This window comes from Pseudomonas anatoliensis, from assembly GCF_017976235.1.
Lineage (GTDB): Bacteria > Pseudomonadota > Gammaproteobacteria > Pseudomonadales > Pseudomonadaceae > Aquipseudomonas > Aquipseudomonas anatoliensis.
In genome coordinates, this window is record NZ_JACVHC010000004.1 from 318,111 (window position 1) to 342,887 (window position 24,777).

Annotated in this window: 29 protein-coding genes; all 29 read right to left on the reverse strand. The window is 60.0% G+C overall.

The annotated features are described in order from the left end of the window. Positions 1-250: 250 nt before the first annotated feature. The 29 genes from ICA16_RS15010 to ICA16_RS15150 all read right to left on the reverse strand — a co-directional run bounded on the left by ICA16_RS15010 (position 251) and on the right by ICA16_RS15150 (position 24,758). Complete coding sequence (locus ICA16_RS15010; protein WP_210700903.1) at positions 251-1,093, reverse strand: hypothetical protein; 843 nt, start codon at positions 1,091-1,093, stop codon at positions 251-253. 98 nt (positions 1,094-1,191) lie between these two features. Further along, complete coding sequence (locus ICA16_RS15015; protein ID WP_210700904.1) at positions 1,192-1,986, reverse strand: DNA adenine methylase; 795 nt, start codon at positions 1,984-1,986, stop codon at positions 1,192-1,194. 151 nt (positions 1,987-2,137) lie between these two features. Beyond that, complete coding sequence (locus ICA16_RS15020; RefSeq protein ID WP_210700905.1) at positions 2,138-2,680, reverse strand: lysis system spanin subunit; 543 nt, start codon at positions 2,678-2,680, stop codon at positions 2,138-2,140. Further along, a complete protein-coding gene (locus ICA16_RS15025) occupies positions 2,662-3,225 on the reverse strand; it encodes a glycoside hydrolase family 19 protein (protein ID WP_210700906.1) in 564 nt (187 codons plus the stop codon). Before ICA16_RS15025 ends, ICA16_RS15020 begins: the two co-directional genes overlap by 19 nt. A gap of 48 nt (positions 3,226-3,273) precedes the next feature. Further along, positions 3,274-4,323, reverse strand: coding sequence for a phage late control D family protein (locus ICA16_RS15030; RefSeq protein WP_210700907.1), 1,050 nt, complete (start codon positions 4,321-4,323; stop codon positions 3,274-3,276). A gap of 78 nt (positions 4,324-4,401) precedes the next feature. After that, on the reverse strand, positions 4,402-4,608 hold the full coding sequence (locus ICA16_RS15035; protein WP_123377010.1) for a tail protein X: 207 nt from the start codon (positions 4,606-4,608) through the stop codon (positions 4,402-4,404). Further along, complete coding sequence (locus ICA16_RS15040) at positions 4,583-5,428, reverse strand: phage tail protein (RefSeq protein WP_210700908.1); 846 nt, start codon at positions 5,426-5,428, stop codon at positions 4,583-4,585. The genes ICA16_RS15035 and ICA16_RS15040 overlap by 26 nt, the downstream gene beginning before the upstream one ends. A 9-nt stretch (positions 5,429-5,437) precedes the next feature. Continuing rightward, on the reverse strand, positions 5,438-8,281 hold the full coding sequence (locus ICA16_RS15045; protein WP_210700909.1) for a phage tail tape measure protein: 2,844 nt from the start codon (positions 8,279-8,281) through the stop codon (positions 5,438-5,440). Between the two features lie 150 nt (positions 8,282-8,431). Then, a complete protein-coding gene (locus ICA16_RS28455; RefSeq protein WP_210700910.1) occupies positions 8,432-9,031 on the reverse strand; it encodes a phage tail assembly protein in 600 nt (199 codons plus the stop codon). 13 nt (positions 9,032-9,044) lie between these two features. Further along, entirely contained in the window at positions 9,045-9,548 is a 504-nt protein-coding gene (locus ICA16_RS15055) for a phage major tail tube protein (RefSeq protein ID WP_210700911.1), read from the reverse strand. 13 nt (positions 9,549-9,561) lie between these two features. Then, positions 9,562-10,728, reverse strand: coding sequence for a phage tail sheath subtilisin-like domain-containing protein (locus ICA16_RS15060; protein ID WP_150592459.1), 1,167 nt, complete (start codon positions 10,726-10,728; stop codon positions 9,562-9,564). A 103-nt stretch (positions 10,729-10,831) separates the two neighbouring features. Then, a complete protein-coding gene (locus tag ICA16_RS15065; RefSeq protein ID WP_210700912.1) occupies positions 10,832-11,275 on the reverse strand; it encodes a tail fiber assembly protein in 444 nt (147 codons plus the stop codon). A gap of 2 nt (positions 11,276-11,277) precedes the next feature. Then, positions 11,278-13,251, reverse strand: a complete 1,974-nt coding sequence (locus ICA16_RS15070) for a phage tail protein (protein ID WP_210700913.1) — start codon at positions 13,249-13,251, stop codon at positions 11,278-11,280. Then, a complete protein-coding gene (locus ICA16_RS15075; RefSeq protein ID WP_210700914.1) occupies positions 13,244-13,852 on the reverse strand; it encodes a phage tail protein I in 609 nt (202 codons plus the stop codon). Before ICA16_RS15075 ends, ICA16_RS15070 begins: the two co-directional genes overlap by 8 nt. A gap of 1 nt (position 13,853) precedes the next feature. Continuing rightward, positions 13,854-14,735: a baseplate assembly protein gene (locus tag ICA16_RS15080; RefSeq protein WP_210700915.1), complete on the reverse strand. Its 882-nt coding sequence runs from the start codon at positions 14,733-14,735 to the stop codon at positions 13,854-13,856. Next, positions 14,732-15,058, reverse strand: a complete 327-nt coding sequence (locus ICA16_RS15085; protein WP_210699646.1) for a GPW/gp25 family protein — start codon at positions 15,056-15,058, stop codon at positions 14,732-14,734. The genes ICA16_RS15080 and ICA16_RS15085 overlap by 4 nt, the downstream gene beginning before the upstream one ends. A 4-nt stretch (positions 15,059-15,062) precedes the next feature. Continuing rightward, positions 15,063-15,341: a hypothetical protein gene (locus ICA16_RS15090; protein ID WP_210700916.1), complete on the reverse strand. Its 279-nt coding sequence runs from the start codon at positions 15,339-15,341 to the stop codon at positions 15,063-15,065. Positions 15,342-15,397: 56 nt separating this feature from the next. Beyond that, complete coding sequence (locus tag ICA16_RS15095; RefSeq protein ID WP_150592594.1) at positions 15,398-15,931, reverse strand: phage baseplate assembly protein V; 534 nt, start codon at positions 15,929-15,931, stop codon at positions 15,398-15,400. Between the two features lie 29 nt (positions 15,932-15,960). Next, a complete protein-coding gene (locus ICA16_RS15100) occupies positions 15,961-16,476 on the reverse strand; it encodes a hypothetical protein (RefSeq protein ID WP_210700917.1) in 516 nt (171 codons plus the stop codon). Continuing rightward, entirely contained in the window at positions 16,469-17,134 is a 666-nt protein-coding gene (locus ICA16_RS15105) for a hypothetical protein (RefSeq protein WP_210700918.1), read from the reverse strand. The genes ICA16_RS15100 and ICA16_RS15105 overlap by 8 nt, the downstream gene beginning before the upstream one ends. Next, complete coding sequence (locus ICA16_RS15110) at positions 17,131-17,451, reverse strand: head-tail joining protein (protein WP_186622938.1); 321 nt, start codon at positions 17,449-17,451, stop codon at positions 17,131-17,133. Before ICA16_RS15110 ends, ICA16_RS15105 begins: the two co-directional genes overlap by 4 nt. A 2-nt stretch (positions 17,452-17,453) precedes the next feature. Continuing rightward, positions 17,454-18,449, reverse strand: a complete 996-nt coding sequence (locus tag ICA16_RS15115) for a major capsid protein (RefSeq protein ID WP_210700919.1) — start codon at positions 18,447-18,449, stop codon at positions 17,454-17,456. 61 nt (positions 18,450-18,510) lie between these two features. Beyond that, positions 18,511-18,855 carry a head decoration protein gene (locus ICA16_RS15120; protein ID WP_210700920.1) on the reverse strand — a complete coding sequence of 115 codons (345 nt, stop codon included), beginning with the start codon at positions 18,853-18,855 and terminating at the stop codon, positions 18,511-18,513. After that, positions 18,852-20,006: a head maturation protease, ClpP-related gene (locus ICA16_RS15125; RefSeq protein WP_210700921.1), complete on the reverse strand. Its 1,155-nt coding sequence runs from the start codon at positions 20,004-20,006 to the stop codon at positions 18,852-18,854. The genes ICA16_RS15120 and ICA16_RS15125 overlap by 4 nt, the downstream gene beginning before the upstream one ends. After that, positions 20,003-21,484, reverse strand: a complete 1,482-nt coding sequence (locus ICA16_RS15130; RefSeq protein ID WP_210700922.1) for a phage portal protein — start codon at positions 21,482-21,484, stop codon at positions 20,003-20,005. The genes ICA16_RS15125 and ICA16_RS15130 overlap by 4 nt, the downstream gene beginning before the upstream one ends. Further along, on the reverse strand, positions 21,484-21,690 hold the full coding sequence (locus tag ICA16_RS15135) for a phage head-tail joining protein (RefSeq protein WP_210700923.1): 207 nt from the start codon (positions 21,688-21,690) through the stop codon (positions 21,484-21,486). Before ICA16_RS15135 ends, ICA16_RS15130 begins: the two co-directional genes overlap by 1 nt. A 1-nt stretch (position 21,691) precedes the next feature. Continuing rightward, positions 21,692-23,710, reverse strand: a complete 2,019-nt coding sequence (locus tag ICA16_RS15140) for a phage terminase large subunit family protein (protein ID WP_210700924.1) — start codon at positions 23,708-23,710, stop codon at positions 21,692-21,694. A gap of 4 nt (positions 23,711-23,714) precedes the next feature. Then, positions 23,715-24,278 carry a hypothetical protein gene (locus ICA16_RS15145; protein ID WP_210700925.1) on the reverse strand — a complete coding sequence of 188 codons (564 nt, stop codon included), beginning with the start codon at positions 24,276-24,278 and terminating at the stop codon, positions 23,715-23,717. 135 nt (positions 24,279-24,413) lie between these two features. Next, positions 24,414-24,758, reverse strand: coding sequence for a phage holin family protein (locus ICA16_RS15150; RefSeq protein ID WP_034156347.1), 345 nt, complete (start codon positions 24,756-24,758; stop codon positions 24,414-24,416). Positions 24,759-24,777 lie beyond the last annotated feature (19 nt).

Here is a 24,777-nt window from a genome sequence, read left to right on the forward strand (position 1 = left end):
CTTGAAGGTATCTTTTCCCGCAACAGTGGCAATGACCAATGGCATTGTTGCAGGTGAGCTTTTATATGCAGGAAATTTTCCATAATTGATCCGATCTGATGGTGTTACTTTGTCTCATTATTTCCCGCTGCATGCCTCAATCTGGTTTCGTTGTCACGCTAGCGCTCGAAGAGTCCCCCTCCCCGAATGCTCGTCGATCCTGTTGAGCACCGATCACACAAAGCTAGCGCCCATGCATTGCTTACCTAGCTTAGGTATTCTTTTTGAATGCGCCATATAATTCAGATTCAACAACTGCTAAGCCTAGAGGTTCACATATCTCTCTAACCTCCTCAAAAAAACAAAGCCCGCCGAGCGGCGACACAACAACCTTATCGATTCCCAATTCTGTATTTTCAATCAAGCGACCATGCAACTTTTCCTGCTCGCTTAGAGGTTCGACCGAAGAGTCAAAGTAGACAAACCTAATTTCACGTTCAAACCCATAGCAGTAATGCTTGGCTAAAAATGGAGCAAGAGGAATATCTCTTTCGTACTGGAAACTATCTGGATAAAAGTATTCTACCTTAGCCGCTCTCAACTCAAACCCTGAAGATAAGGATAGAGAGCCAACCAGCTTTCCGACCGTTGTTTCAATACATACCGCTCTAGACTCATCGCAGGCGCCCTCGCACCGATCCCGGCCATATATTTTCCACATCTCTAACCTTTCAATTTCACTTGAATCCCAACAACTCACAAATAGATTATCTTTCTGCCACGCTAACAACGCCGAATTCTCCTCAATGCTAGAAGTTAAGTACTTTCCAAAAACAGTTGAGAGTGAAACTTTAGGGACAGCATCTCGGCACTCCGCTCTTGATCGGTCATTTGACGGCCACATCTGATTCATTGCGACATCAAGAAGTACCCTCTCGTACTCCAGAAGGTAAGGCGTAATCGTGTGCAATCCACCTTCCAGTTGATCCTCAAATGAAGTCATGGCTGGAAAGTAATGCATTCCCTGACGAACCAACCGTTCGAATTTTTTCATAGACATGTAACGGCGTATTTTTTCGGTGCCGTCAATTCCAGAAATGTATCGCACCTGCATAAACCCCTCACATTGGCTAATAACAACCTGGCATATGCCCTGTGGAAACCCTGTTAGCAATGAAGATAGAGGTTCCAAGGGCACTATAGGCATTTCTCTTAAAACAATCCTCCTAACGCTTTCGGCTCCCAATTCATGATCACCAACTCGCCACTGATTTCGGCCTTCCCCTGCCGCTGGTTGATAGTGGTGTAGCGAATGTCCAGTGTCTCGAAGTGGAAGCCCTCGAACACACGGCGGATGTCTGGATGATCATTGATGCTGACCATCACCTTGCCTTTGCAGCGGCGCATGAAGTCGGCCATCCGCTCATAGTTCTCGAACGGAAAGTCCACGCCATAGCCGGCTGTCTGCCAGTAAGGCGGGTCCATGTAATGGAAGGTATGGGCGCGGTCGTAACGTTCAGCGCATTCAAGCCAGGGAAGGTTTTCGACGTAGGTTCCCGACAGGCGCTGCCACGCGGCCGAGAGGTTTTCCTCGATGCGTAGCAAGTTGATGGCCGGTGCGGTGGTCGCCGTGCCGAACGTCTGACCCGAGACCTTGCCGGCGAAGGCGTGGTGCTGCAGGTAAAAGAATCGGGCGGCACGCTGAATGTCGGTGAGGGTTTCAGGACGGGTCATTTTCTGCCATTCGAACACCTGCCGCGAGCTGAGCGCCCATTTGAACTGGCGCACGAACTCTTCGAGGTGGTTCTGCACGACGCGGTAAAGCGTGACCAAGTCGCCGTTGATGTCGTTGAGGACTTCGACCGGCGATGGCTGGGGCTTCATGAAGTAGAGCGCGGCACCGCCGGCAAAGACTTCAACGTAGCATTCGTGTGGCGGAAAAAGCGGAATGAGGCGGTCGGCCAGGCGGCGTTTGCCGCCCATCCAAGGGATGATGGGTGTAGACATAAAAAGCAAGACCTTTGCTGTATGGATAAACAGGTGCTAGGCTCGCCGCGCTTTGTGCACGGAGCAAGAGCCTTGGCTGGACTTGCAGGGACCATCTGCAGGGACGGCGGTCGATCCGTATGTTGACGCATCCGGACCGGCCGCTCTTTTTTCACTTCGGTGTCGAGACTTCCTTGGCGTATGCCTGACAGGCTGCGAGGGCAATTAGCCCCCGGTCGCCGTCATCGGTGACGCCGATAATTCGTTGAGCATGCGCTGGGTCAAGTTCGGCTCTTGTGGGACCATGAACCACGCCGCCGGTGGCGGTGGTGGCTGACATCGATCCAATGCCGGCGCCGGTGGTGGCGTCGAGTAGGACTGACAGGCGCAGATCAGCAGTGGCAAGGCGGTCGCGCAGGCGACCTTGATCACGTTGGACATCGCTCAAGGCTCGATAATGGGTTTGTTCACTGGTTGCCAGGCGCTGCTCGAGCGCGAGGCGTTTATCCTGTTCGGCACGCTGCTGAGCGGCCGAAGCAAGGGTTATCTGATTGAGCGTTTCGGTGTGCAGGCGGCCTTGTTCGGCGAGCTGGGTGCCATAACGCCACTCCTGGACTCGCCAGGTGATGGCCGCAAAACCACCGACCACGACGACCAGCAGCGCGCCTTTTGCCAGTAGCCGATACGGCGCCGGGATCAGTTCGCCGAAACGCATAGCACCGCCCTCGCCCGCCCCCACAACTCCAGCCGATCCTGCAGACCACTGAGGCCGCCATTGATCCTGCGGGTGATCGTGTTGAATTCATTTTGATCGGCCAGCGCGTTCAGCCCATTCACCGACCAGAACCATGCGGCCGATTCGGCGGCCCACTGCGGCAGTTCCAGCAGTTCAGGCGTGCGCAGCAATCGCTCGTCGCCAAACAGCACCAAGCTGCAGCGCAGGTAATTGTCGTGGCCTGTGACCTGGATCAGGCCGCGACCGCGATAGCGCTGGCCATCACCATCTGCTGCCGGCGTGTTGCCCAGTTTTGCAGCAAGGTTGCCGGTGTCGTATCTGCTTAGGTACTGGTCGCCGCCCAGCTCCCGGACGTACTGCAGCTGACCCGACTCGTGACCGACTTGCGCCAGGAACGCGGCCTGGCGTTTCGGCGTGTTGATCTGTCGATGGGTCATGGCTGCGTTGAGAGCGGATACAAAAACGCCCGCTTGGCGGCGGGCGTTGGGCATGATGCTTTGCAGCTGTTGTTCAGTGATGGACATACAAACTCCAGACGTAAAAAACCGCACTCAGGCGGCGATGGAATGCGGCTATTGCTTCTCGATGTTCACCACCTTGAGTGGTGGTTTTGCACCCTTCTTTTTCTTGCCCTTGGATTTACCTGCTTTGCCGGCGTTGCATTCGACCGTGGTGGACCAGCCGGATTGGGTGAACACCTGCTCCACCGAGTCCGCCAGATACTCGCCATCAAGGCCGACTTTGAAGCCCTGGGCGAGAATCGGCCGCTCGGCGAAGATGTCAGTCCGTCCTTCCATCTCAAACCGCACGTCGGCGGTCGAGCGATTGAACGCTGACAGACGGGCCTTGGCGGCCGCTTCGGCGGCGGTCTTATTCGGGTAGATATGGCGATCGGTATGCACCGCCGGCAGACCGTCCGGGGAGTCATCGTTGTCGATGGTGACCACTTCCAGCTTGCCGTCCTTTTTGTTCTGGTGCTTGGTCGAAACCGCCTTGTGTGAGTTGCGATCGCCTAGGCTGAATTGCCAGCGACTGAGGTCGCGACGGGTCAGGGTGACAGCGCCAAACGCCTTACCGCTGGCCGTCTGGCCACCTTGGCGCGGCATCACCAATAGTTTGCCGTCGGCGACCTTGGCCGTGCAGTCGTAATGCTTGGCGAGCCGGGTGATGAAATTAAAATCGGACTCGTTGAGCTGGTCGACCCGGGCGACCTTGGTCGACACCGGACACACCGGCGTCCAGCCATTGCGCGCCGCGACGTCAGCCACGATCTTCGAGAGCGGCACGTTTTCCCAGCTTCCGCTACGGATGGTTTTGCCACTGCCACGCATGTCGCTGGCCTTGCCCTTGATCACGATGGTGTCCGGCGGGCCTGATACCTCGACGGTGTCCACGGTGTAGCTGCCCATGCGCGCCAAGGTCGTTTCGGCGTAACCCAGGTATATCTCGATAGCGCTGCCACGCCGTGGCAATTTCACCTGACCATCACGGTCGTCGATACGCAACTCAAACTCGTCGGACTCCATGCCCGGCTTGTCAGAGGTGCGCAGCAACAACAGACGATCATTGATCTTGGCCGTGACGTCGGCCCCATCGGCGACAATGCGAAACATCGGGGTCATGGATTTTTTCCAATAAAAAACCCGCACAAGGCGGGTCAGAAAAACAAGGTGCCGTTACGCGTAACGCGGCGGCCGAGGTCAATCCCACAAGCTGACGCCTTCATTGGTCGGGCTGGGCAGATCCGGCAGGACGATGATCACGCCCGACCGGAACGGCTGAGGCTCATCAGCCAGCCCCTGATTGGCATCGAGCACAGCCTCGACGCTGCCATTCAGATGACCGTAAACGTTGTTGCAAATGACATCGAGCATGTCGCCGTCAGACGTCCTGCATGTCGTCGCCATAGCGCTCAAACTCCAAAGTGAAGCCCTGTTTTCGAGCAATCCCGCCGTGGAGCAGCGCGGACTGTTCCTCGTTGATGTTTTTCAGGCACCACGTTCCGATCACCTCGCCATAACCCGTGGTCAGGGTCAGCGGTTGAAGCCTGGCCCCGATGGAACGCAGCGTGTCGAGCTGCTTTAAACCGCCTTTGAAGCCCGGGTAGATCGTGCCCTTGAGCGTCAACTTTTCATCGCCCATACCAATGGCCTGCTTCGCCGGCCTACGCGTCAAGCGCTCCTGCGAAGCCCAGCGGAATTCGGTCGAACGGCTCAGCTCGTCGAAAGCTGCCGTGTCCAGGTTGAAGTAATACGGCTCAATCTTCGGATCGCGCGGCTGAATGATCATCAGGTGCGGGAACGGCTTCACCGCCTCCGGCGCCGGCGTGGCATCCACGGCAAAGGAACTGGTGGGCACGATGTTGGCCAGCGCCGGACTGACTTTGCCGGCGACGTTGTTGATCGCCGTGGCCGCCTTGCCCGCCTGTTCCTTCAACGTGCCCAGCCGCTCCTGCACTTCTGCTGCCGCCCGGGTGGCGCGGCCGTACACCGCCGCCACCTGGCCGACCTTGGCCTGAGCCGCGTCGACGCCGCGCATTACCCGCTGAAGTTTGGCGCCGATGGCCGGCCCGACAAACGGGATGTTCTCCAGCTCGGACGCGGCACCGGTCAGTTCGCGGATAGCACCGTTGACCGGGCTCAGCATGCCATCCGCGCTACGCCGCCCGGTTTCCGCTGCCTCCACCAGATACTTAAGAGTTGATTGCATCTGCTCCATGTAAGCCATGAAACCTCCTTACAGATGGGGTTCGTCGTACAGCTTGGCGGCGTTAGTCTTCGCCGCGTCCGCCATCATTCGCTGCATGTGCGGCATCAGATCTTGCGCCAATGCTTGCGGGTCTTTGACATCACCCTGCACGGTCACCGGCATGCTCAGCGAGTATTGAAACTGCTGATCGACCTTGGCCGGTACCGGCTTTTCTGGCTCCTTGGGCTGGATCGCCAGCGCTGCCGACTTGAGTGGCGCCGTCACCGCCATCGAGCGTGCGACATCCCCCAGCACCGGGCCTTGCTGCGCTGCTGACGCCATCATGAGCGGCGTGGTCGGCACGGGCGCCTTTGGCTTTTCCTCGGGCTTTTCATCCTCGCCACCGAACAGCGATTTACCCAAAGATCCGCCCAACGCCGCACCGCCCTGACTGCCCAGATAGGCGCCGATCAAGCCGCCGATGGCCGTGCCGATAATCGGCACAACCGAACCAATCGCCGCGCCTGCTGCTGCCCCTGCCATGGTGCCGGCCAGATTGCCAGCGGCCGCGCCGTAGCCCTCGGCTTTTTCGTCCTTGGTCTTGGCGTTTTCAAATGTCTCGTAGGCCATCGCTCCAGACTCCAGCAGCGTACCGCCCGGAATCATCTTGGCGACTTTGCCGACCTTACCAACGGCTTGCACGACCCCGCCCAGCTTGGCCATCGTCCCGGCCGGGACAGGTGGCACCGGTGGAATCGGCGGCCGTGGCACCGGAACGGGCGGACGCGGTACGGGAACCGGTGGCCGTGGTACAGGCGGCTTTGGCCCGGGTGGTCGTGGCGGCCCAGGGCGATGCAACGGCCGGCGCCGCGAAGCACCGCGCCGCGAGCCGCGCCCACGCCCACGCCGGCGAGTTTCGCCCGAGGCATCTGCGCCACCGGCTCCACCCATGGCACCGGCGTTGACGACGAACACCTTTTTGACCGCGTCGTCACCGCCGCCCGCCTCGCCCTCACCATCGCCGCCCGAGACGGCTTCTTGGGCCAGCGACACGACTTTGAGGCCGGTAGAAACCAGATCGAGCTTTCCGGGCTTCTTGTCGGCGCCTTCCCCGGCGTCATCATTGCCATCCGCCGGCTCGCCCTTGAAAGCGGCGACGGCCTTGAGCCCGGTTTCGACCAGCGACAGCGCTTTGCCGGCCTTGCCCTTGGGTTCTGCATCCTTGCCGTCGCCATCACCGTCTTTAGCGTTGGTCACGAAGACCTTTTGCACTTCGCCGGCCTTGCCCTTGCCCAAGGATCCGCGCGCCAGGTTGAACAACCCTTTGCCAATCTTGAACGAACTGAAAATCCCTTTGAGGGCAATCAATCCACCACCGACTGCCACGACACCCGTCACCACCCCGGGCGCGCTGTCAGACAGCGACGTGATGCCCTTGGTGACTTTGGTCAGCGACTCTGCAACGACGTCCGTTACCGGCCGCAGGGCATCGCCGATGCTGCGCATGGCGTCATCCATCGACTGGGCCATTTCGGCCCACTTCTGCGACGACGACTCACGCCGCTCGGCGAGGTTTTTGTCGAGGATCCCGGTTGCATCGCGCGAATCGTTTTTAAGCTGGCTGTACAGCGCCTTGTTCTGCATGTAGGCCGACAGCGCGGCCTTGACCTGCATATCAGCGAACAGGTCGCCGGTGCGCAGGGATTCTTCCAGCGAGGCCATCATGGCCTTGGCCTTTTCAGGATCCGCTTCCTTGCTGATTTTCGACGTCGCTTCGGCCATGGCCGCCGCGCGCTTTGGATCGGTCGCCTGAATGTATTTCTGAGCCAGCGCCATACTGGTCTCAAGCGTCGACATACCGTTTTGCAAACCGGTCTGCATCGATCCCTTGTAATCAATACCGGCTTTTTCGTAGGCCTTGACCGTGTCGGTCGAGCCGATTTTGCCCATCCAGTTTTTCAGGTTGTTGGCTGCTTCGTCCGAACTGCCGGCCTGCTTCATCTGCACCTGCAACATGGCGCCCAGTTGCGTCACCGCGTCCAAGCCGGTGATGCCGTTGCTGGCCATGTTAGCCAGCAGCTCCGGGAACCACTTAGCCATGTCGGCCGCTTCAAAGCTGCCCGCCTGACCTTGGTAGGCGATCGCCTCCAGCGCCTGCTGCATCTGCTTGGGGTCGGTGATCTTGGCGTTCTGCCCCAGGGCGTTGATCATCTTCGCCGTGTCGACGCCGCTGGATCCCTGCCCCACGACAAACTTGGCCGCGACGGGTGCATATTCCAGCGCCTTGCTCAGGTCCATACCGGCGCCGACCAACTGATTGACCACGTCGGCCACGTCGTTACGCGCCATGCCGGTGTCGCGTGAGGTGTCGATGATCTTGCGCGACATCTCCTGCTCTTGCGGCTTGTTGGCAATGCCGGCCTTGATCGCGATATCTCGCACAATCGCGCCAAAATCAGCGCTGACCTTGGTCGGCACTGCCAGAGCACCGACACCAACCACCGCCGCACCGACGGCGCCCTTCATGCCCTTTACGCCCGAATCAATCTGCTGATGCCCCTTGGCTTTCAGTTCGGCTTTGTTGGCCATCTGCCCCATCGAGCGATAGGCTTTTTCCAGCCGGCCGACCTCAACCCCCTGTTTTTTCAGGCTGTCGAGGTTTGAGTTCAAACGGTTGAGTAATTTGGACGCACCGGCCGCGCCGGTGTCGTGAGCCTTCTTCCATTCTTCGCGCAGGCGGATGGTGTCGCCAATCGTGCGCTGCAGCACGCGCGCCTTGTTGCCTTCTGCCTCGAGGCGCTTGATACGCCCGGTCACATCCTTGAACGCGGCGCCGACCGTCGAACTGACGGCGCCGCCGATCACCAGCCCGAGGGCGATTTTGTTTGCCATGTGATGGCCCCCATGTGCCCAGCACTACCCAAAGCGGCTCAATCCGTGAGCCACCACACCATTTCCGCAAACGGCATCGACTGGATCTCGGCGGCGGAAAATCCCGTTTCCGCCGCCAGACGTTTCGCCGCCGACTTGATAACGCTGGGGTTAAAACCCGTCGTCGTCGTCCATGCGAAAATAGCCGGCCTGCAAGCGGTTAAAATCCACCAGCTTCAGCCCCTCCAGATCCGCCACAGGGGCACCGGACAACGCAGCAAACAACACCAGCTCGCGCTGCTCATCGTCACCACCCACTTCACGATTGGCGGCCCGCACGTCGCCCACGGTCGGCGAACGCAAGGCCAGCTTGTCGACTGTCACGCCGTTGATTTCGCTCGGGCACGACAGCGTCACCAGCACCTGGTCGGTGGTCAGCGACAACCATGCCGGCATCGAGTCCGAATAATCGGTTTTCGGTACCAGGTGCGAATACGCTGTCTGGACGCGGCGATAGTCGGTCAGCTTGAGTCCTTCCAGATCCTTCAGCCCGACCTCGGCGAGACCTGCGAACAGCATCAGTTCGCGCTGTTCGTCGTCTCCGTTGGCAGCACGGTCTGCTGCGCGCACTTCACGTACGGTCGGGTTACGCAGGTTCAACGTCTCGACGTCGACGCTGTTGGCCTTGCTTGGCCGGGTCAGCGTCACGACGGCACCGACTGCGCTGAGCGACAGCCAGGCGGGGAGGTTTTTAGCGATTGCTTGAGTCATCTGCATCTATTCCCTACAGGCCGAGCGCCTGGCGCACTTCGAGGAGTTGGTCTTTGCCGTCGATCACTTGAATGCCGGCGACCATGTCGATCTCGTACATCAGGCGCCCGTCGATTTCGAGCTTGTAGTAGGTGACCGCGATAGCGTGTTTGATCTCGGCGGCGTCGCCGGCTTTCCAGTCGCCCATGTCGACCTCTTTGAGGCGACCGCGCAAAGTGGCGACCACCGCCGTAACGGCGCCCTTCAGCCCCCTGAAGGCGCCACGGAACGTGGCATTGAACGCCGTGCCATCAGCCAGACCGAAATTCTTCAGCGACTCACGGCGCACGCCCTTGGTGACAAAGGATGCTTCCATTTTTTCCAGCCCCTGATCCATCTCGACAGGGCCGGCCATGCCGCCCCCGCGATACTCGTCAGTCTTGGTGGTCAGCTTGGGCAGCGTCATGCTCGGCACTTCGCCGGCAAAATTGACACCGTCGACGAACAGGTTGGTGTTGTACAAAGTTTGAGGAATCATTGGTTACGCCCCCTTAGGCTGCTTCAAGCACTTCGGTCATCCACTGATCGGTGACTTCGAAAAGGAAATTCGGGTTTTCTGCCGGCGGCACGTCGGTGAAACGGATGCGCCAATACACCTTGCCTTGGGCAATCTGGCTGGCCGTGTTCAGCTCGGTGTCGGGGAACACTTCAAAGTTGATGATTGCGCCCTGGGCTTTAAGGTCGCGCATGAACGCATCCAGACCGTTGGTGACATCGGTCACGTAGGTCTTGGTGATCGAACGGTCGACAGCCCATTTGTGCCCGGCCTGCACTGCATCCATGAGAATGAACAGCGTGCGAACGCGAGTAACGAAGGCCCACTTCGGATCGCTCGACAGCGTGCGGTTGCCCCACAGGCGATAACCGTCATCGCGAATGATCGTGGTGATATTGGCGTTGTTGAGCAGGTTGGCCCGGCACGTTTCGTCGCCGTCCAGGTACTCGACCGCGCGGCCGGTACCGGTGATACCGGTCAATTCCTTGTTCGATGGCGAGGCCCAGAAACCGTATTCAGCATCCGTCCATGCAAACAGGCCTGCTGCCCAAGCCGAGCCGGGCGCGTCGACCGTCGAGCTGGTGACGGTGTCCCAGTACTTCACACCCGGGTCAACCATGAACAGGTTGCGACTGCCGAAATTATCGGCGTAGGCCATGGCGGCCTCATCGGTGGTGCCAGGGCCGTCGATGATGCCGATGGCGCGCAGCTTCTGCGCCACACTGTCGAGCGCAGTGGCCACAGCCTGAGTCGCGGTGTGGCCCGGGGCGATCAGCAATCGCGGCTGTGCGTTGAACAGGCTTTTACCGTCGAGCAGCGCCTGCAAACCGGTGCGCTGCCCCGAGGCCAGAACACCGCCGATGATCGCCGAGGTTTGCAGCGCGGCGTCTTCCAGCTTGGCCACACCGATGGCGACGATCACCGCCTTGGCTTTGACGAAAATCGCCTGACAGGCCTTGGTGATGGCCGAGTCGGCACCGAACGCGGCAATGGCTTCGCGCTCGGTGGTGATCAACTTCAGTTCGCCGGCCTTGGCCGTACCGCCGCCGAGAATGCCCGGTGTGAAGGTGTCGCACAGGCCGATAATCGACGAAGACGGCAGCGAGATGGTGCGCGCTCCCGTCTTGACATCAGTGGTCGTGACGCCGTGAAAGAAACTCATAAAGTCCAATCTCCAGAAACGAAAAAGCCCCGCTTAAGCGAGGCTGTGAGGGTGTTGGTGTTACGCGTAACGGAATGAAAAACGCCCCGTCGGTGCGGGGCGTTTAGTCGGGTTGTGCTGACAGCCAGGTCGGCGCCGGCGGCCGGTGTTCGACAAGCGGGAATTGCGAGCCTTGCGGCCAGTCGCGCAACTGCCGGCGGTAGGCTTGCAGCTCGGTATATTGCTCGGCCGTGATCGAGGTCAAACCGCCTTCGTCGATCTCGTCGCGGTGTCGAGAAACCAGCGGATCGGACAGCGCCAATTGCGCATCACGCCAAGCCCGCTCGACACCCGCCTGCTCGTCAAAATCGAGCGGCGGCGGATCAATCAGCACCGGCTGGCCATCAGGTCGCGACGACATTTTTTTTGGCTGGCTCTCCAGCTCAGCAAGCAAGCCCAGCCAAACACTTTCGGCCACCTCGACCACGTCCTCGGGCATATCACCACCGTGAAACGCCGGCTCATACGCGCCACAGGTCGACGGACTGAAGTAAATAATCTTTTCCACGTTCAATCTCCCAATGCGCGCCAGAAAACCTGCCAATTTGCCGAAGAACCACCCGCCGAGTTTTTCACAAGAATTCTGCAACCCTGCAAGGTAAACCCTACGTCCATGACCGCATGCAGCAGGGGGGCGGAGCCGAGATGTACCGGCGTCACATTCCGCACACCCTTGGTAAATGCACGCGGATAAGACACATAAACATAACCGTTGGCATCCGTGACACCGACGCCCCACTGCTCGATCAGCCCGTCCGGACGCCGCGCCCAACCTGAGGCGCCGATGCTGGAAGCAAATTCCGTGGCGTACTTGAGAGCCGCAGGCCCCTCCTCAAATACCCAGTTAGATTCCCCGCGCGCCAAAACACCGACTGACTGCGGCGGAATAGTGATGCTGGTCAAGCTATTGGCTAGCGCAACAATGACATCCGCACCCTGTCGGTTAACCGCGACGTCGCCCAATGCGGAGTTCTGGATATAGAACTTTGTCCCGATAGGAATGGTGGACAACACCGGCAGCGTCAGAACACCGGACACGGAGACTACGATCCGACTCCCCGCCATTGCAGACGTCAAACTGGCGGTAGCCGTAGTGATGTTCGTTTGCCCGCTGAAACTTCCGCTCGCCCTTCTCACAAACCCCGTCGTGGCCAGCTTATTGCTGTCGTCAAACTGGGGTTGAGTGAGAAAATGTGCCCCGCTCATTGTCCCGGCAAATCGCAACGCCACCGTTCCGCCGCTTAAACGCCACTGGCTGCCGACTTGAGTGAATTCAGCCGTATCGCCCAAGCCCAACGACAAAGCGCCAATGACGCCGGTCGGGATGTACATGGTTTCGCCAGAAGCGGCTACGACATTAACCACACCATCATTCGTATTCGCCAACCCGATGGTGACGCCTTGAGGAATGCCAGCCATCGGCGGCAGCGTGGCTGTAACTGGCGCCGGGCTTGCAAATGTGTGATACCCGCCGACGTGAGCCGCCGAGAGAACCGTGCTCGCCAATAACCAACTGGTGGCCGAATATTCAACCCCTCGCCGCTTGAGAAAATCAGTCGTCGGGATCGACTTACTGGCGTCGTATTGTGCCGGCGTTGGAGCGGTCGGATTCCCGGCCAAACTTGGCGACAACAGTCGGGCGAATCCGTCGGTGATGTCCTTGAACGTCAGCGCCGTGGTGCCCACGACAATCACGCCATCGGTCACCAGTTGCCAGATCGTGTCAGCTTGCGTCGCACCAACCTCGACAGCCACCGTCAGATTCGGCGTCATCTTCGTGTTGTTGTCGGCATCCTTGGCCCGCGCCCAGGCGCCAACCGCTGCCACATAGGGGCCATTGTCCTTGGCGGCAGTCTGGTTTTTCACCAGCACCCGATCACCGGCGGCCAGCGCGACACCATCAATCGTCTGCAAGCCAACCAGATTGATGTTGGCCGTGGTGGCCACGCGAACAGACTGCTTAGTGTCAAGCTTGCTCAGCTCATCCAGAATGCGCGAATCGACATACTCGCGGGTCGCCAGCACCACCGCCGGATCGATCTTCAGCGTGATGTTGCCGGTACTGGTGACCACGAAATTCATGCGCACGACTTGCGTGCGGCCCGAGCCTTGCGACAGCAACGGCTTGAAACTTGGCGCGCAGTTGGCCACCGCGACCAGATCGCCGTCGGCATCGTAGAGGCCGATTTCGCGAATCCACTTACCGCCCTCATCGGCCGGAATGATCTGCTCGGCGATGATCACTGCCGAGTTGACCGGGTCAACCCGTAGCTGATTCAACGGCTTGCGCCGCCACTCGTTGAGCAACTTGGTCTGAGCGGCCGACGGAATCGGATTTGGCGGATCAGCCAGCCCGCCCGGGTTGGCATCTCCAACGCCCATTTCCGTGAGTTTCCAGGCAATGCCGAGCGCGTCGGCGTTCGCCTGCTTGGCCATCCCCACGTTCGTGAGGATCGCGAAAAACTGCGAATTCGCATCAATCATAATAAACGTCCAGGGTGTCTATGGTGTGTTCGCGACCGACCACGCCAAAGCTGCCGGTGACCTCGATGTCACGCATGACGGGTGGGTAAACGTCGATTTCGTCGCCGTCATAAAGGGACACGGCAATGTTCAGATCGCCTTTGGTTTCGAGGCTGATAGCCAGCCCGGTCAGGTGCCGGGTGACGGGCTTGGCGTCGTCGATCAGGCGATCAAGCTCCTGATACATTTCCTCGGTGATACCGGTGTCGAGAACGCCAACCTTCAGCGCGAAAGTGCCCGGCACACCCTCGGGCACCGTCTGGAACCACTCGACGATTTCGATCAGGTAGCCCAGCGGCTCGACCACGCGGCGCAATGCGCCGATGGTGCCCTTGTGCTTGTGGATGTAGAACGACGCCTTAATGGCCGCGCGCTTGGTCGCCTCACTCCACCGGTAATCCCAGCGATCCACTGACCACGCCCACGCCAGATGCGGCAGCAGATGCACCGGACAGGTGTCGGGGTTGTAGAGGTCGCGCAGCGGGACAATCGTCTTTTCGAAAAACGCGGCCTCCATGGCCCGTTCCAGTTGCGTGCTATTAAGCGGCAGTAGACTTTTCATATCAGCCCGCCAGCCTCACGTTGTAGCGCGTGCAGAACGCCGCCTGAGCCTTGGTCGGGGCCAAGTCCTGCCACCCAACCAACTCAACCCGGGCAACGCCGGCGACGTGCAACTGAGCGTCAACAGCGGAGCGTGCGACCTCAACACCCAGCCGCTTGCGGGGATTGATCCAGCCGGCCAATCGGCTTTTCGCTTCGGCCAAACTGGCATCCACTTCCGGGCCGGCGCCGGTCATATGCAAGATGGCGTCAATCTCGTAGCGGATCACCTGCGCACTCTGCACGGTCACCCGATCACCGACAGGGCGCACGTCATCGTCATTCAACGCAGCGGCCACCGTCGCCAGCAGCTCCGGCGGTGCTTCCCCTTCCCCGTCCAGCCCCAGCACCGTTACCGTAACGTGACAAGGTTTCGGGCTTTCAGCCGTGGCATCCGCCACCAGCCCCGAGGCGTTACGCGCGTGCAGGATGTAGCTGTTACGCGGGCCGGCCGTGGTCAAGCCCTCATAGGCCAACTGGATGCGTTCGCGAAACGGCTCGTCTTCTTCCATGACCTTGGGCACCGGCGGCACCGCCAGCAGATCCTCGGACTGGATAACCAGACGCTTCAGATTGACGTTAGCCCCTAACTGATCGAGGTCACCGCGAATGGCGTGCGCGAGCAGTAGCGCCTTGCCGGCGTCATTGACCCGAGCGCGGTTGCCGACCTTGATATAAGCCCCGACCTCAAGCGTCTTGACCACTGGATCGCTTTCCAGCGCGGCCGTCCAGTTGCCCCCCATGTACCCGCGAAACACGCCCAGCCCATCCTGATAAACCTCTTCGAAGTCCAGAGGCTCCAACACGGTCGGTGCCGGCAACGACGACAGATCAACGGTACTCATGCGGCCACCTCCAACGTGACGCTGTCGCCCAGGTACTTCCCGACGATTTGCATATTGATTTGCCCGCCAATGACGGAAATGACGCGCACCTGATCCAGCTTCAAACGCGGCTCCCAGCGCCCTAGAGCGCGGGCGACTTCAGCCTGTACGGCGCTTTTCCAGCCCTCGTTAACGGGCAAATCGACAAACCGGCGCAGCTTGCTGCCGTATTCCATACGGTGCCGGCGACTGCCCAGCGGCGTGCCCAAGATGTCTGGGATGGATTGGCGCAAATGCTCGATGCCGGAAATGGGCTGGCCGGTGTGGCGATCCATTCCGATCATTTGATTACTCCTGCAATTGCTCCAGGTCTGGATGCGCCTTCAAAAACGCATATTGATCATCACCACATGCGGCAACACGACCAGCGACAACAGCAAGCGTGCCGCCGCCGGGCATAATCAAGGTGCGCGAGGTGAAAACCTTGTCGCGAAAAACGCGCGGTGGTCCGATGGGTTCAACCGCGTCAGCAGTAGCAGGAAAACCCAGCGGCGCCGGTTTCAATCCCGAAACAGCAATGGCTTCGGATACCCCGGCGGAATCGCCATCAGTTCTAGACTTACTCATAAGGCACACTCCAGATACGAAAAAACCCGCACTGGGCGGGCTGTGGTGGTTTGAAATTAATGCGTGTGGTGATTGCTGTTGCCGGTGGCATCAATGATTGCGCCGGCGCTGGTGATGCCCTTGGTGACGTGCAGCGCGCCGTCGATCATCACCGCCGCTTTCAGATTGATGTTGCCGGTGGTTACGTTCACGGCGGCATCGGTAACAACCGCTTCCGTGCTGGCCACTTTGATGGTCACCGTACCGCTCGGCAGGGTGATGCTGTAGCTCTTGGCCTGCCAGTCGTAGATCAGCGAGCCGCCATCATCGAAGCGCCAAACCTCGACGTGGTCGCGGTTGTCCGGCGGAGGTCCGGCATTCCCATACAAGCCCGGGACAAACGTGCCTTGTGACACGTCACCACTGGGACTGATCAAACTGCCCTGCTCGCCCATGGACGGCGCCCGCCAATGCCTGGCCTTTCCCGCCGCGATGCTGTGCCAGCGCACCCAGGCGCTGGTCCACTCACCATCAGATACCCTGCACACTGGCGGCGATGCGGACAGATCTACCGCGACCACGTAGCAAGCCTTTACCGCCCCCGCAATCATGCGGTCGTGCTGGGCACTCGCGTAGCTACTCACACATCCTCCGCAGGTACAAAATCCTCTTTGACGTCGTTGTTGAATCCAATGAGCAACATGCCCGGCGGCTCGTCAGGCCAGAGCCATTCCTCCGGGCCTAGATAGACTTGCTGAGTCCACTCCACCAGCCACACGGTGTATCCATCCAGGTGCGGCTGGGTCCAGTCCTGCAGCGATTGCACAAACTCGGCGGGTTCAACTGCCAACCCCCACGTCTGCGCACGCAGAAGCACCGCCAACTGGGTCGCCAATTGCACGGCCTGTTGATGATGGTGCGGCTTGATCGGGTCAACAATGATCCGAGCCTCGAACTTGCAGACCAGCGAGGTTTCGCCAGTGCCGATATCGGTACCCGGCTCGATCTCGGCCACCTCCAGAAATACCGCTGGCAACAACACGCGATCCTTAATGTCTGGCCAGGCTGTGACGGCCTGCACGCCAGGAAGGTGAGCGCGCAGATACTGTTCTACCGCCCGATAAAGCTGGTCCAGGCTGAACGGTTCGTCAGACATTGCCGATCCTCTTAAGGTATTTCTGCAGCTCAAAGTTGAGTTCCTGCTTGAGAATCTCCAGCAGACGCTCATCGGCCTTTTTGACCCAACTGTCGAAATGCGGTCGGGCCTGCTCCAGCGACACTTTGGCTTTGGCCAGCGGGAAACGACTGCCGTGTTCGGCGACCCAGCCCGAACTCGCCCCGCGACCGGGAGAGACCGTGCTGTCCGGGTAATCGTCCCCGTTGAAATGCTTGCTGGCTGTGCGGATCCAGATGTCGGGTTTGTTGCCGTAGACCTTCTTGAGGAAAGCCCCTTGGTAACGCCGCCCCGCCACCGACACACCGCTGCCGGTTTGCCGCGCCCGGCCGATCCGACTGGATTCGATGGCGTTCAACCCGAACCACAGTTTGCCGCTCGCAGCACCACCGGAAACCGGATAGCTGCGCAACCGCTGACGCACCGCTGCAACAGCAATGCGCTCTGACCGGCTGACGGCTCGGGCGATGTGCGTGCGCAACCAGCCCAACGTCTTGTTGATTGCGCGCCGATGCGCCGCAGCCGCCGCTTTCGGCACCACCTTGGCAAAGTTCTGGAACGCCTGAAAATCTGCGGCCGAGGACTGGATAGAAATCATCCCGCCCCCGGCCGAGGGTTTGAAATAGCTGCCGACACTCATGGCCGCAACCTCAGAATCAGGGCGACCAGTCCGTCGCCGCTCGGTTCGAGCTGGATCAAGTCGTAGTCACCGCCGCCATCCAGAGCAGGCAGGTCAACGCTGACCAGCATGCCCTGTTCCAGACCTTGCGAATCGCTGACGCGGATCTCGAAGCGCGGCTCGCGCAACCCGGTGTTGAGCTTGCCGAACTTGGGTTGCAGCCAGGGCGCGGCAAACATGCCGAACACTGGCTCTTCGCGACCCTCGATCCGCGCGGTGTCGCCCAGCGTTTCGAACACCACCGCGTCAACCTCGGCGATCAGATCGCGAAAGCCCATGGTCAGAGTTCCAACAGGATCTGGGCGCGCGGTCGAGTGCACATGTGCAGTGGGTTGGACTGGGCTTCACCGGCCATCCCTTTGTTCATCGGCAACGGCTCGATCATGCTGTAGTACGGGATGCCCTGCGTGTTGACCGTTTCCATGTAGTCCGCCGGCGCGAACACCGAGATGTACAGATCGGGCACGCCTTCAGGCACCAGCAGCGCCTTGTCGTCGTGGACGAAAGACACACCGGCGACCTTGCCACGGTAACGCTCCCAGATGATGCCGCCGAACTCGAAGCTTTCACGAGCATCACCGCGCAGGGCTGCTGCCTGCTGGCTGTTGAGGTAGGTCTCTTTGACCGACTTGTGAACAATCAGCTTGTTCCAGAAGTTCTTGCCGCAGAAAGCGCGCGAACCGGTGCTGGTCACGCTGCCCAGCGCATCCTCCTGCATGTCCAGAGCCTCACCGCACATGACCCGCAGCTCGGTATCGGCCTTAGTCAGCCCCATGGACATCTTCTGACGCTGCACACCGAAGCGCTCATACAAGTCCAGCAACACCGTCGAACCATCAGCGTCGAGGATCTGGCCGTTGAGTGCGCCCATGCGCTGGAACTCATGCGTGGCGTCCAACTGACGACGCGCCTTAGCCAGACGCGCATTGACCACGTCCTGCACCGCCTGCAGCTCGGTGCGAGTACCGAAGGCGCGGATGCCTTGGATCTCATCCGCCTTGATCGTGAAACGCTCCGGCAGGTGCACGGTGTTGAACGGGATCAGGTTGCGCTTGCTCGCAGCAACCACCAGGCCAGAACCACCGCGCTCACCGGCCGGCACCAGTGCCAGGGTGTCACCGTCCTTTTCAATCTGCACGGTCAGCGAGGTAATGCCTTCCTCGCGGAACAGACCCAAGGCGCTGATGCGGCCCGGCAGGTAGGGTTGATCATTGAGTGCAGCGGTCAGCGAGGTAACGGTAAACGCTTCGTCGTCAAAAATGGCGATATCGGCCATGGGTACTCTCCAGAAACGAAAAATCCCGCACGCGGCGGGATGCATACAAAAAAGGATCGACTTAGCGGACGATCACGAAATGCGCGGCAAGTGCTTTCTCGGCGGCCAGATCGAGGCCGGTCAAATGCGCTTCACTGACCTCGGCCAACCGCACCACGGCGCGACCGCGACGCACCACATCGGATTCGCCCAGCGGGCCGTAAAGAATGGCGACAGCGTTTTCGGTGCCGTCCTCAGCCGTTGGGTTGTACGGTGCGAATTCGCCGGAGGCGGTCACCAGTCCGAGGACTTGTCCCGGCCACAACGCTGGACCGGCCGCGACGTTGATCGCTTCACGCGAAATATTGCCGGCGCCTTCGGACAGCAGGAATTCACCCGCGTGCATCGGTTCCTGTTTGATGGTCATGCTCTTGCTCCTTTCGCGCTTTGCGCGGTTCCAGTTTGGGCCGCTTGGCGAGCAGCCCAAATCAAGTTGGGGTCAGGTTGTTTGGCCAGCACCTTGGGCGCCAGGTCGTCCGCCAGCGGCAGACTGTTGTCGATTTCGAAGCCCTTACCGCTGGTGACAATCTTGTCGAACAGACGCGCCCGCACCGCCGCCTCGTCCAGACCTGCCGCGACATACTCGGCGCTGAATTCCGGCAACCGCGCGGCCACGCAGAGGTCGTTTACCGCCTTGGCGCGTGCCAGACCGGCTAAAACGACCTCTTCGCTTTCAAGCTGGGTGGACTTAAGCAGCGGCTCGACCAGGTTGCTGATGCCCGCCGCCGTGCAGCGCTGAGTGACCATCAATGCCAACTTGGCCGAATCGACGACAGGCGGCACCAGCGGCGGTTCGACAGGATCAAGATCCGGATCCGCTTCAGGTGGCTCGTCGAGCTGGGCCAGCAAATCAGCCGGTGCATGCTGGAATCGTTGCAGCACCGCGCCTTGACCGAGGCACGCTTTGACTTTGATGCCGTCGCCGACTTCGTCAGCCAGACCGAGGGCCAATGCTTCATTGGCAGTCAGCCAGGTTTCTGCATTAACCATTCGCCGCAGTTCTGCGTCGTCAATGTTGGGCGCCTTGGCCTTATAGGCCGCAATGATCGCCTCCAAGGTTTGATCCAGCACATCAGCGACCCGGCGAAAGTCCTCAGCGTCCCCGCCTGTATAGGTGTAGGGGTTATGAATCATCAACATGGCGTTCGCCGCGATGACTACGCGGTGTGCACCGCACACGGCAACGCTGGCCGCACTCGCTGCCAGTGCATCAATGCGACCAGTGCAGCGCTCGCCCAGCCGCGACAGCGCGTTGTGCATGGCCAGACCATCGAACAAATCGCCGCCGATGCTGTTGAACGCGGCCACCACTGGTGAAACGCCGTCATCCATGGCGCGCAGATCCTGCACGAACTGATTAGCAGTGATGCCCCACGCGCCGATCTCGCCATAGACGAAAACTTCGATAACTCGATCGGCCGCTTCGCCGCTGGCATCAACGGCATACCAGGTCTTGTCCTTTACCTCGACGCGTTTGCCGGCGCGGTTGTAAATACGCGGTTTCGCAGTTTTGCTCATGGTTGCTCCTTGTCGTCGGTGTCTTCGACGGCATCAAGGGTGTTGTAGTTGAGGCCCAATGCGGTGGCGCGCGCCAGATCGGCGGCATTTTCCAGATCGACCGTTTCGGCGTCGTAGCCAGTACGCAAGACCATCTCGCTGCGCGACGAAAACCCGGCCTGCACTTCCATCCGCCGCGCCTGCACATCCTGCACCGGCTGGATGTAGGCCCAGCCTTGTGGCACCCAGCGAGTGCGCAGGTACTGGCGGCGCTTCTGCGCGTAATCGTCCAGCACCAGAACACCCGACAGCACCGCCATGTCCATCCACGCGGCCCGTACCGGGCGGCAGAGCTGATGCACGTACACGCTAAATTGCAGTTGCTCCAGGCGGCGCCGGAACTCGTTGAGCACTACCCGCAGGGCTCGGTCGTTGATCCCGCGCATGTCGCCGGTGAGGATTTCGTAAGGCGTGCCCGATCCCGCTGCTGCAGCCATCAACTGCTGACGCATGAAGTCCGGGTAGTTATTGCCGGCGTCTGGCGGTTTGGAAAACTCAACCTCTTCGCCCGCGCCAAGCTCCTGCATGGTGCCGGGCTCGAGCGCGACCATGGGGGTGAAATCGTCACGGTCCAGATCAAGCAATTGGCCGGTGACCGGATCGCGTGGAACCGGTCCCGATTCCGGCGCCGGGCGCTTGATGAAACCGGCGAACAGGTTGGCCACCTCTTGGCGGAACAACACCGCGTCGTCGTAGTTGTCCAGACTGCGCAGGCGCTTAAGCACCGGCGACAATCGCGGCACACCGCGCAACTGGCCAGGTTCGACCGGTTCGAAGATGTGCAGCACCTGCGCGGCCGGGATTCGCACTAGCTGGTTGTAACCGGCGTTCAACGAGGCCGAGTCACGCGGATGCGACATGTACATCCAATACGCTACCCGCTTGCCGCCGGGCGTGAACTCGATGCCGGCGCGGATGATGTTGCCGTTCTTGGTGCTCTCGAATTTGTCGTGCGGCACAAACTCCGGCGCCAGAATCTGCAACTGCAGCGGAACCGCCAAGCCTTCATCCCGACTGCGAGGACGCAAGCGAATAAAGCATTCACCCGATGTTTCCACCGTGCGCGCCACCAGCGCCTGCTGGCCGTAAAAGTCGGTGCGGTCATCCGCATCAGACTCATCAACCCAATCGCCCCACAGCTCTTGCAGCAGCTTGCGCAACGCATCATCGTCGGTTGTCGGCCTAGGCGTGATGCCGGTGCCGATCAAGTTGCTGACGCGCTTGTCGATCACGTTGAAGGCATACGGGTCATTACGAACCGCTGCCCGGGAGCGCGAGCGCAAATTGCGCAGTGCCGGGGTGTTGATGCTGTTGATCCCGTTGTCGGGTGCATCCCAGCCAGTGGATCGGCGGCCCTCACCAGCGCCTTCGTAACTGGCTTTGATGTTGGACGGCAGCACAAATCCGTTACGGGTCAGCGTCGGAAAATGGCGGGCCATCAGATCCCCTTCCCTGCGTGGTACAGCCGGACCACGCGCGAACGTGGCCCGGCGGCGCTGGCCAGCGACGAGCGTATTTCTTCGCGCGCCTTCAGCAGCTCATCGACCGTGCGGTATTCCACGGTACGGTCGGTGTAGCGCACAGTTTTTTCACCGCGAGCAATGGCCGCCTCAACCGCGTCGAGGTGCTTTTTCGTAAATGACATATCAGCGTCTCTTCAGGTAGCCACTGGCAGAGCTGCGGCGTAGAGGGGATGCCGCAACCGGGCGCGGAGTCGAGGCCGGTGCTGCAGGTTGCGGTGCGGGTTGCGCAGTAGAGGCGACCGGAACTGGTTGTGTAGAACTAGAGACACGTTCGCCCTGAACGGGCTTCATGCCTGTCGCGTCATCAAACAAACCGGCCTGTGCCAGTGACTGTCGGACCCGCTCCCAATCGTGTTCCTGATATCGATTGATGCCCAAGTAATGAGCCATGGCCAAGCAGTACACCATCAGGTCGAGCGCTTCGTTGCGTTCGGCCTTGCCCTTGACCCACTCGATGCGCTTGTGACCGCGCACGTAGCGGGCGACCTTGCGTTCGGCTACGCACTGGGCGAAGAACTCGTCCGGCAGGTCGTTGGCAAAGTGCAGACACCCCGGCCCGTCCGGGAACGGGTAGCGGTTGTAAATCCAGTCTTTGGCGGTGTCGGTACCGACGAACCACAGCTCGGCGCCATTGCGTTCGGTCTGGCCTTTCCAGGTCACGTCTACCATGGAAGGGCGCTGAGCGATCACCGGCCTGCCCGGCTTGCTCGCCCCTTTGATGGCGAAGACGTTGCGCCAGCGACGAACGCGACAGAAATGGTAAACCTCGTCGGTGTGGTGACCGCCGGAGTCAACGCCGGTGGCGAGGATCGCCAAGTCCACGCCGCAGGGATGCCGATACCGCGCCTTAAGCTTTTCATCCAGCACCGCCCAGGTTCGCTCGTCGGCCGGGTCACCCCAGATAATCTGGTGATCAACAACCCAGCGCTCCATGCCGATGCCGAAGCCCATCACCATCAGCTCCAAGCGGTTGGCCTGGACGTCGACGGCGCCAGTCAGCATCAGTGAACCGGCCGGCATCGCGCCGAGGGTGTAGGTTTCGAGACGTGCCCGAGCGATCAGCACTTCGGCCTTGGTTTGCTCCTGCGCACTGTCCCAGACCTTGGCCAGACGGGTGTTATAAAACACCTGCATGGGTTCGAGGTCGCCTTTGTTTTGGGCGACTTTCGCCTTCTCAAATTGCATCGCCAAAGTACGCCAATCCATCCAGCCAGGTGGTGAATAGAGAGCATTAAGGTGAAACCCGACCGTCTCGCCATCACCTTCCGCGTGCGCACGCCATACGCCTTTAGCGAGCATCTCACCCTTGTGGTGTTCCTCGATCAGCACGTCACAATCGGATCCAGCACACTCGTAATGGACTGCGCTCAAGTCCTCGCTGTAGTGCAGCCGCTCCCACTCAAGCACCTGCATAAAGCCGCAGTCTGGGCACGGGACGTAGTAGTGCCGCTGGTCGCTGCCTTCGAACAGATCGGCAATGCGCGAAGCTCCCTTGATCGTGGGCGAGCTGGAGAAATAGAACTTTGCGTTGCGACCGAAAGTACTGGCACGTGTCTCGGCCAGTTCAATCGGGTCTCCCTCTTCCCCAATGTCGACTTCCCAACGATCAATTTCATCGCCGTAAATGTAGCGCGCCGATAGCTCAGATAGGTTCGCAGCAGAGCCGGCGGTTGTAACATACAGCGAACCACCTTCGAATTCCTTGGTATCCATGGTGTTCACCGCATCTCGCCCGGTTGCGATTCGCCCACGCAAAACTGGAGTGGCTTTGATGGTCTTTCCGATCCGCGACGACACTCGTTTGGCCAGGCCCAAGCTTGGGAGCAGCGTCAGGATATTTGACGGAGCCATGTGGATTAGCCCGCCAATCCAGTTGAGCGCGATTTGGGTTTTCATCAACTGGGAAGCCACCATGGTGACTACACGTTTGCTGCGGTGTGCGGGCGACAGACAACGCATAGGCTCGCGTGCATAAGGCGTCCGGGACGTGCGGTAACGGCCGGGTTCAGCAGCACCTGTGTCGCGCGGAATCCGCATGTACTCATCTGCCCACTCATCGACCCACAGCTCAGGCTCTGGCCGCAGTCCACGGAAGTACGCCGTACGGTAAACCTCGGCACCGTTTGCAAGTTTGGTATCCATGGGATCAGTTTCCGAGGGCTAAGGCGTGGTCGAAATCTTCGGTGGAGAGTCGCTCAGCCTCCTCAAGAGCCTGGCGGATTTCACTAAGAAGGTGCTTCTCAATGTCCCAAGTGTTGGTCATAGCCGACAACACTGGAGCGAGTTTGGGCGGCAAGCTCAATAGCAAGTCACGTGTCATGCGCCCTGACACGAACGCCGCTTCATCGACGACTTCCCTATCCACCAAGTCGCCGGTGATCTTTTGCAGGTCAGTTTCAGCCCGCTCAGCCTGCGCGAGAGCCAGTCGGGTCTTAGCGTGATGGTAGTCCGGCGCTGCATGAGGGACAGCGCTGTGGACTAAAGGGCCAGTCTCAATATGCTGGACTGATGTACGGATAGCCGGTGCAATTCGTGTACCTGCGTTACTGCGTGCTGGATCGCCCGTCATTTCTAAATACTGATCGGTGGCTTCGACATCGATCTTGCCATCCGAGGCGTAAATCAATCGGCCTTGCTTGGCCAGTTTGCCGACGTACTGGCGAGACCATCCCTTGCTGGCCGCGTATTCCGTTCGGCTCAAAACGGTCATGTAAACCTCCTGTCAACCTAGGGCCGTCAACCTCTGTCAACCTCTGTCAACCAACGTGGAAAATTCAGCCACTCGCAAGATCCCGCGGGTTTCCGACCCCGTACCCTCCGAATAACCCCAGGGTCCCCGGCGGTTTCAGGCTGGTCCGCCGCCATTCGGCGGGACATCGCACACGCCAAGCCGCTTGGCAGCCCAGCGTTCGTACAAGCCGATGGCAACATCTGCACCGGCCATTGCCGTGAGACAACCCAAGGCGCCAGCCGTCCAGAGCGACATGCCCGCCGCGATCATCAGCATCATTGCCGAGACTCCGCAGACAATGCAGGCACCGGATCGAAGCGCAAGCCGACGCATCAACGCCCAGCCCCGGGCACCATCCTTGTCTGCTCGCCACATCTCACCGGATACGCCGCCGACCAGAGCCAGGACGATCACCAACCAGATCGGCATTTCTGCCAGCGCTTGCTGCTCATTTGTCATGTTGTGCCTCAAGTGAAAG

What these genes read in the sequence shown, in the direction of transcription:
- ICA16_RS15010 (WP_210700903.1), bottom strand. Translation starts at nt 1,093, where the DNA reads ATGCAGGTGCGATACATTTCTGGAATTGACGGCACCGAAAAAATACGC.
- ICA16_RS15015 (WP_210700904.1), bottom strand. Translation starts at nt 1,986, where the DNA reads ATGTCTACACCCATCATCCCTTGGATGGGCGGCAAACGCCGCCTGGCC.
- ICA16_RS15020 (WP_210700905.1), bottom strand. Translation starts at nt 2,680, where the DNA reads ATGCGTTTCGGCGAACTGATCCCGGCGCCGTATCGGCTACTGGCAAAA.
- ICA16_RS15025 (WP_210700906.1), bottom strand. Translation starts at nt 3,225, where the DNA reads ATGTCCATCACTGAACAACAGCTGCAAAGCATCATGCCCAACGCCCGC.
- ICA16_RS15030 (WP_210700907.1), bottom strand. Translation starts at nt 4,323, where the DNA reads ATGACCCCGATGTTTCGCATTGTCGCCGATGGGGCCGACGTCACGGCC.
- ICA16_RS15035 (WP_123377010.1), bottom strand. Translation starts at nt 4,608, where the DNA reads ATGGCGACGACATGCAGGACGTCTGACGGCGACATGCTCGATGTCATT.
- ICA16_RS15040 (WP_210700908.1), bottom strand. Translation starts at nt 5,428, where the DNA reads ATGGCTTACATGGAGCAGATGCAATCAACTCTTAAGTATCTGGTGGAG.
- ICA16_RS15045 (WP_210700909.1), bottom strand. Translation starts at nt 8,281, where the DNA reads ATGGCAAACAAAATCGCCCTCGGGCTGGTGATCGGCGGCGCCGTCAGT.
- ICA16_RS28455 (WP_210700910.1), bottom strand. Translation starts at nt 9,031, where the DNA reads ATGACTCAAGCAATCGCTAAAAACCTCCCCGCCTGGCTGTCGCTCAGC.
- ICA16_RS15055 (WP_210700911.1), bottom strand. Translation starts at nt 9,548, where the DNA reads ATGATTCCTCAAACTTTGTACAACACCAACCTGTTCGTCGACGGTGTC.
- ICA16_RS15060 (WP_150592459.1), bottom strand. Translation starts at nt 10,728, where the DNA reads ATGAGTTTCTTTCACGGCGTCACGACCACTGATGTCAAGACGGGAGCG.
- ICA16_RS15070 (WP_210700913.1), bottom strand. Translation starts at nt 13,251, where the DNA reads ATGATTGATGCGAATTCGCAGTTTTTCGCGATCCTCACGAACGTGGGG.
- ICA16_RS15075 (WP_210700914.1), bottom strand. Translation starts at nt 13,852, where the DNA reads ATGAAAAGTCTACTGCCGCTTAATAGCACGCAACTGGAACGGGCCATG.
- ICA16_RS15080 (WP_210700915.1), bottom strand. Translation starts at nt 14,735, where the DNA reads ATGAGTACCGTTGATCTGTCGTCGTTGCCGGCACCGACCGTGTTGGAG.
- ICA16_RS15085 (WP_210699646.1), bottom strand. Translation starts at nt 15,058, where the DNA reads ATGATCGGAATGGATCGCCACACCGGCCAGCCCATTTCCGGCATCGAG.
- ICA16_RS15090 (WP_210700916.1), bottom strand. Translation starts at nt 15,341, where the DNA reads ATGAGTAAGTCTAGAACTGATGGCGATTCCGCCGGGGTATCCGAAGCC.
- ICA16_RS15095 (WP_150592594.1), bottom strand. Translation starts at nt 15,931, where the DNA reads ATGATTGCGGGGGCGGTAAAGGCTTGCTACGTGGTCGCGGTAGATCTG.
- ICA16_RS15100 (WP_210700917.1), bottom strand. Translation starts at nt 16,476, where the DNA reads ATGTCTGACGAACCGTTCAGCCTGGACCAGCTTTATCGGGCGGTAGAA.
- ICA16_RS15105 (WP_210700918.1), bottom strand. Translation starts at nt 17,134, where the DNA reads ATGAGTGTCGGCAGCTATTTCAAACCCTCGGCCGGGGGCGGGATGATT.
- ICA16_RS15110 (WP_186622938.1), bottom strand. Translation starts at nt 17,451, where the DNA reads ATGGGCTTTCGCGATCTGATCGCCGAGGTTGACGCGGTGGTGTTCGAA.
- ICA16_RS15115 (WP_210700919.1), bottom strand. Translation starts at nt 18,449, where the DNA reads ATGGCCGATATCGCCATTTTTGACGACGAAGCGTTTACCGTTACCTCG.
- ICA16_RS15120 (WP_210700920.1), bottom strand. Translation starts at nt 18,855, where the DNA reads ATGACCATCAAACAGGAACCGATGCACGCGGGTGAATTCCTGCTGTCC.
- ICA16_RS15125 (WP_210700921.1), bottom strand. Translation starts at nt 20,006, where the DNA reads ATGAGCAAAACTGCGAAACCGCGTATTTACAACCGCGCCGGCAAACGC.
- ICA16_RS15130 (WP_210700922.1), bottom strand. Translation starts at nt 21,484, where the DNA reads ATGGCCCGCCATTTTCCGACGCTGACCCGTAACGGATTTGTGCTGCCG.
- ICA16_RS15135 (WP_210700923.1), bottom strand. Translation starts at nt 21,690, where the DNA reads ATGTCATTTACGAAAAAGCACCTCGACGCGGTTGAGGCGGCCATTGCT.
- ICA16_RS15140 (WP_210700924.1), bottom strand. Translation starts at nt 23,710, where the DNA reads ATGGATACCAAACTTGCAAACGGTGCCGAGGTTTACCGTACGGCGTAC.
- ICA16_RS15145 (WP_210700925.1), bottom strand. Translation starts at nt 24,278, where the DNA reads ATGACCGTTTTGAGCCGAACGGAATACGCGGCCAGCAAGGGATGGTCT.
- ICA16_RS15150 (WP_034156347.1), bottom strand. Translation starts at nt 24,758, where the DNA reads ATGACAAATGAGCAGCAAGCGCTGGCAGAAATGCCGATCTGGTTGGTG.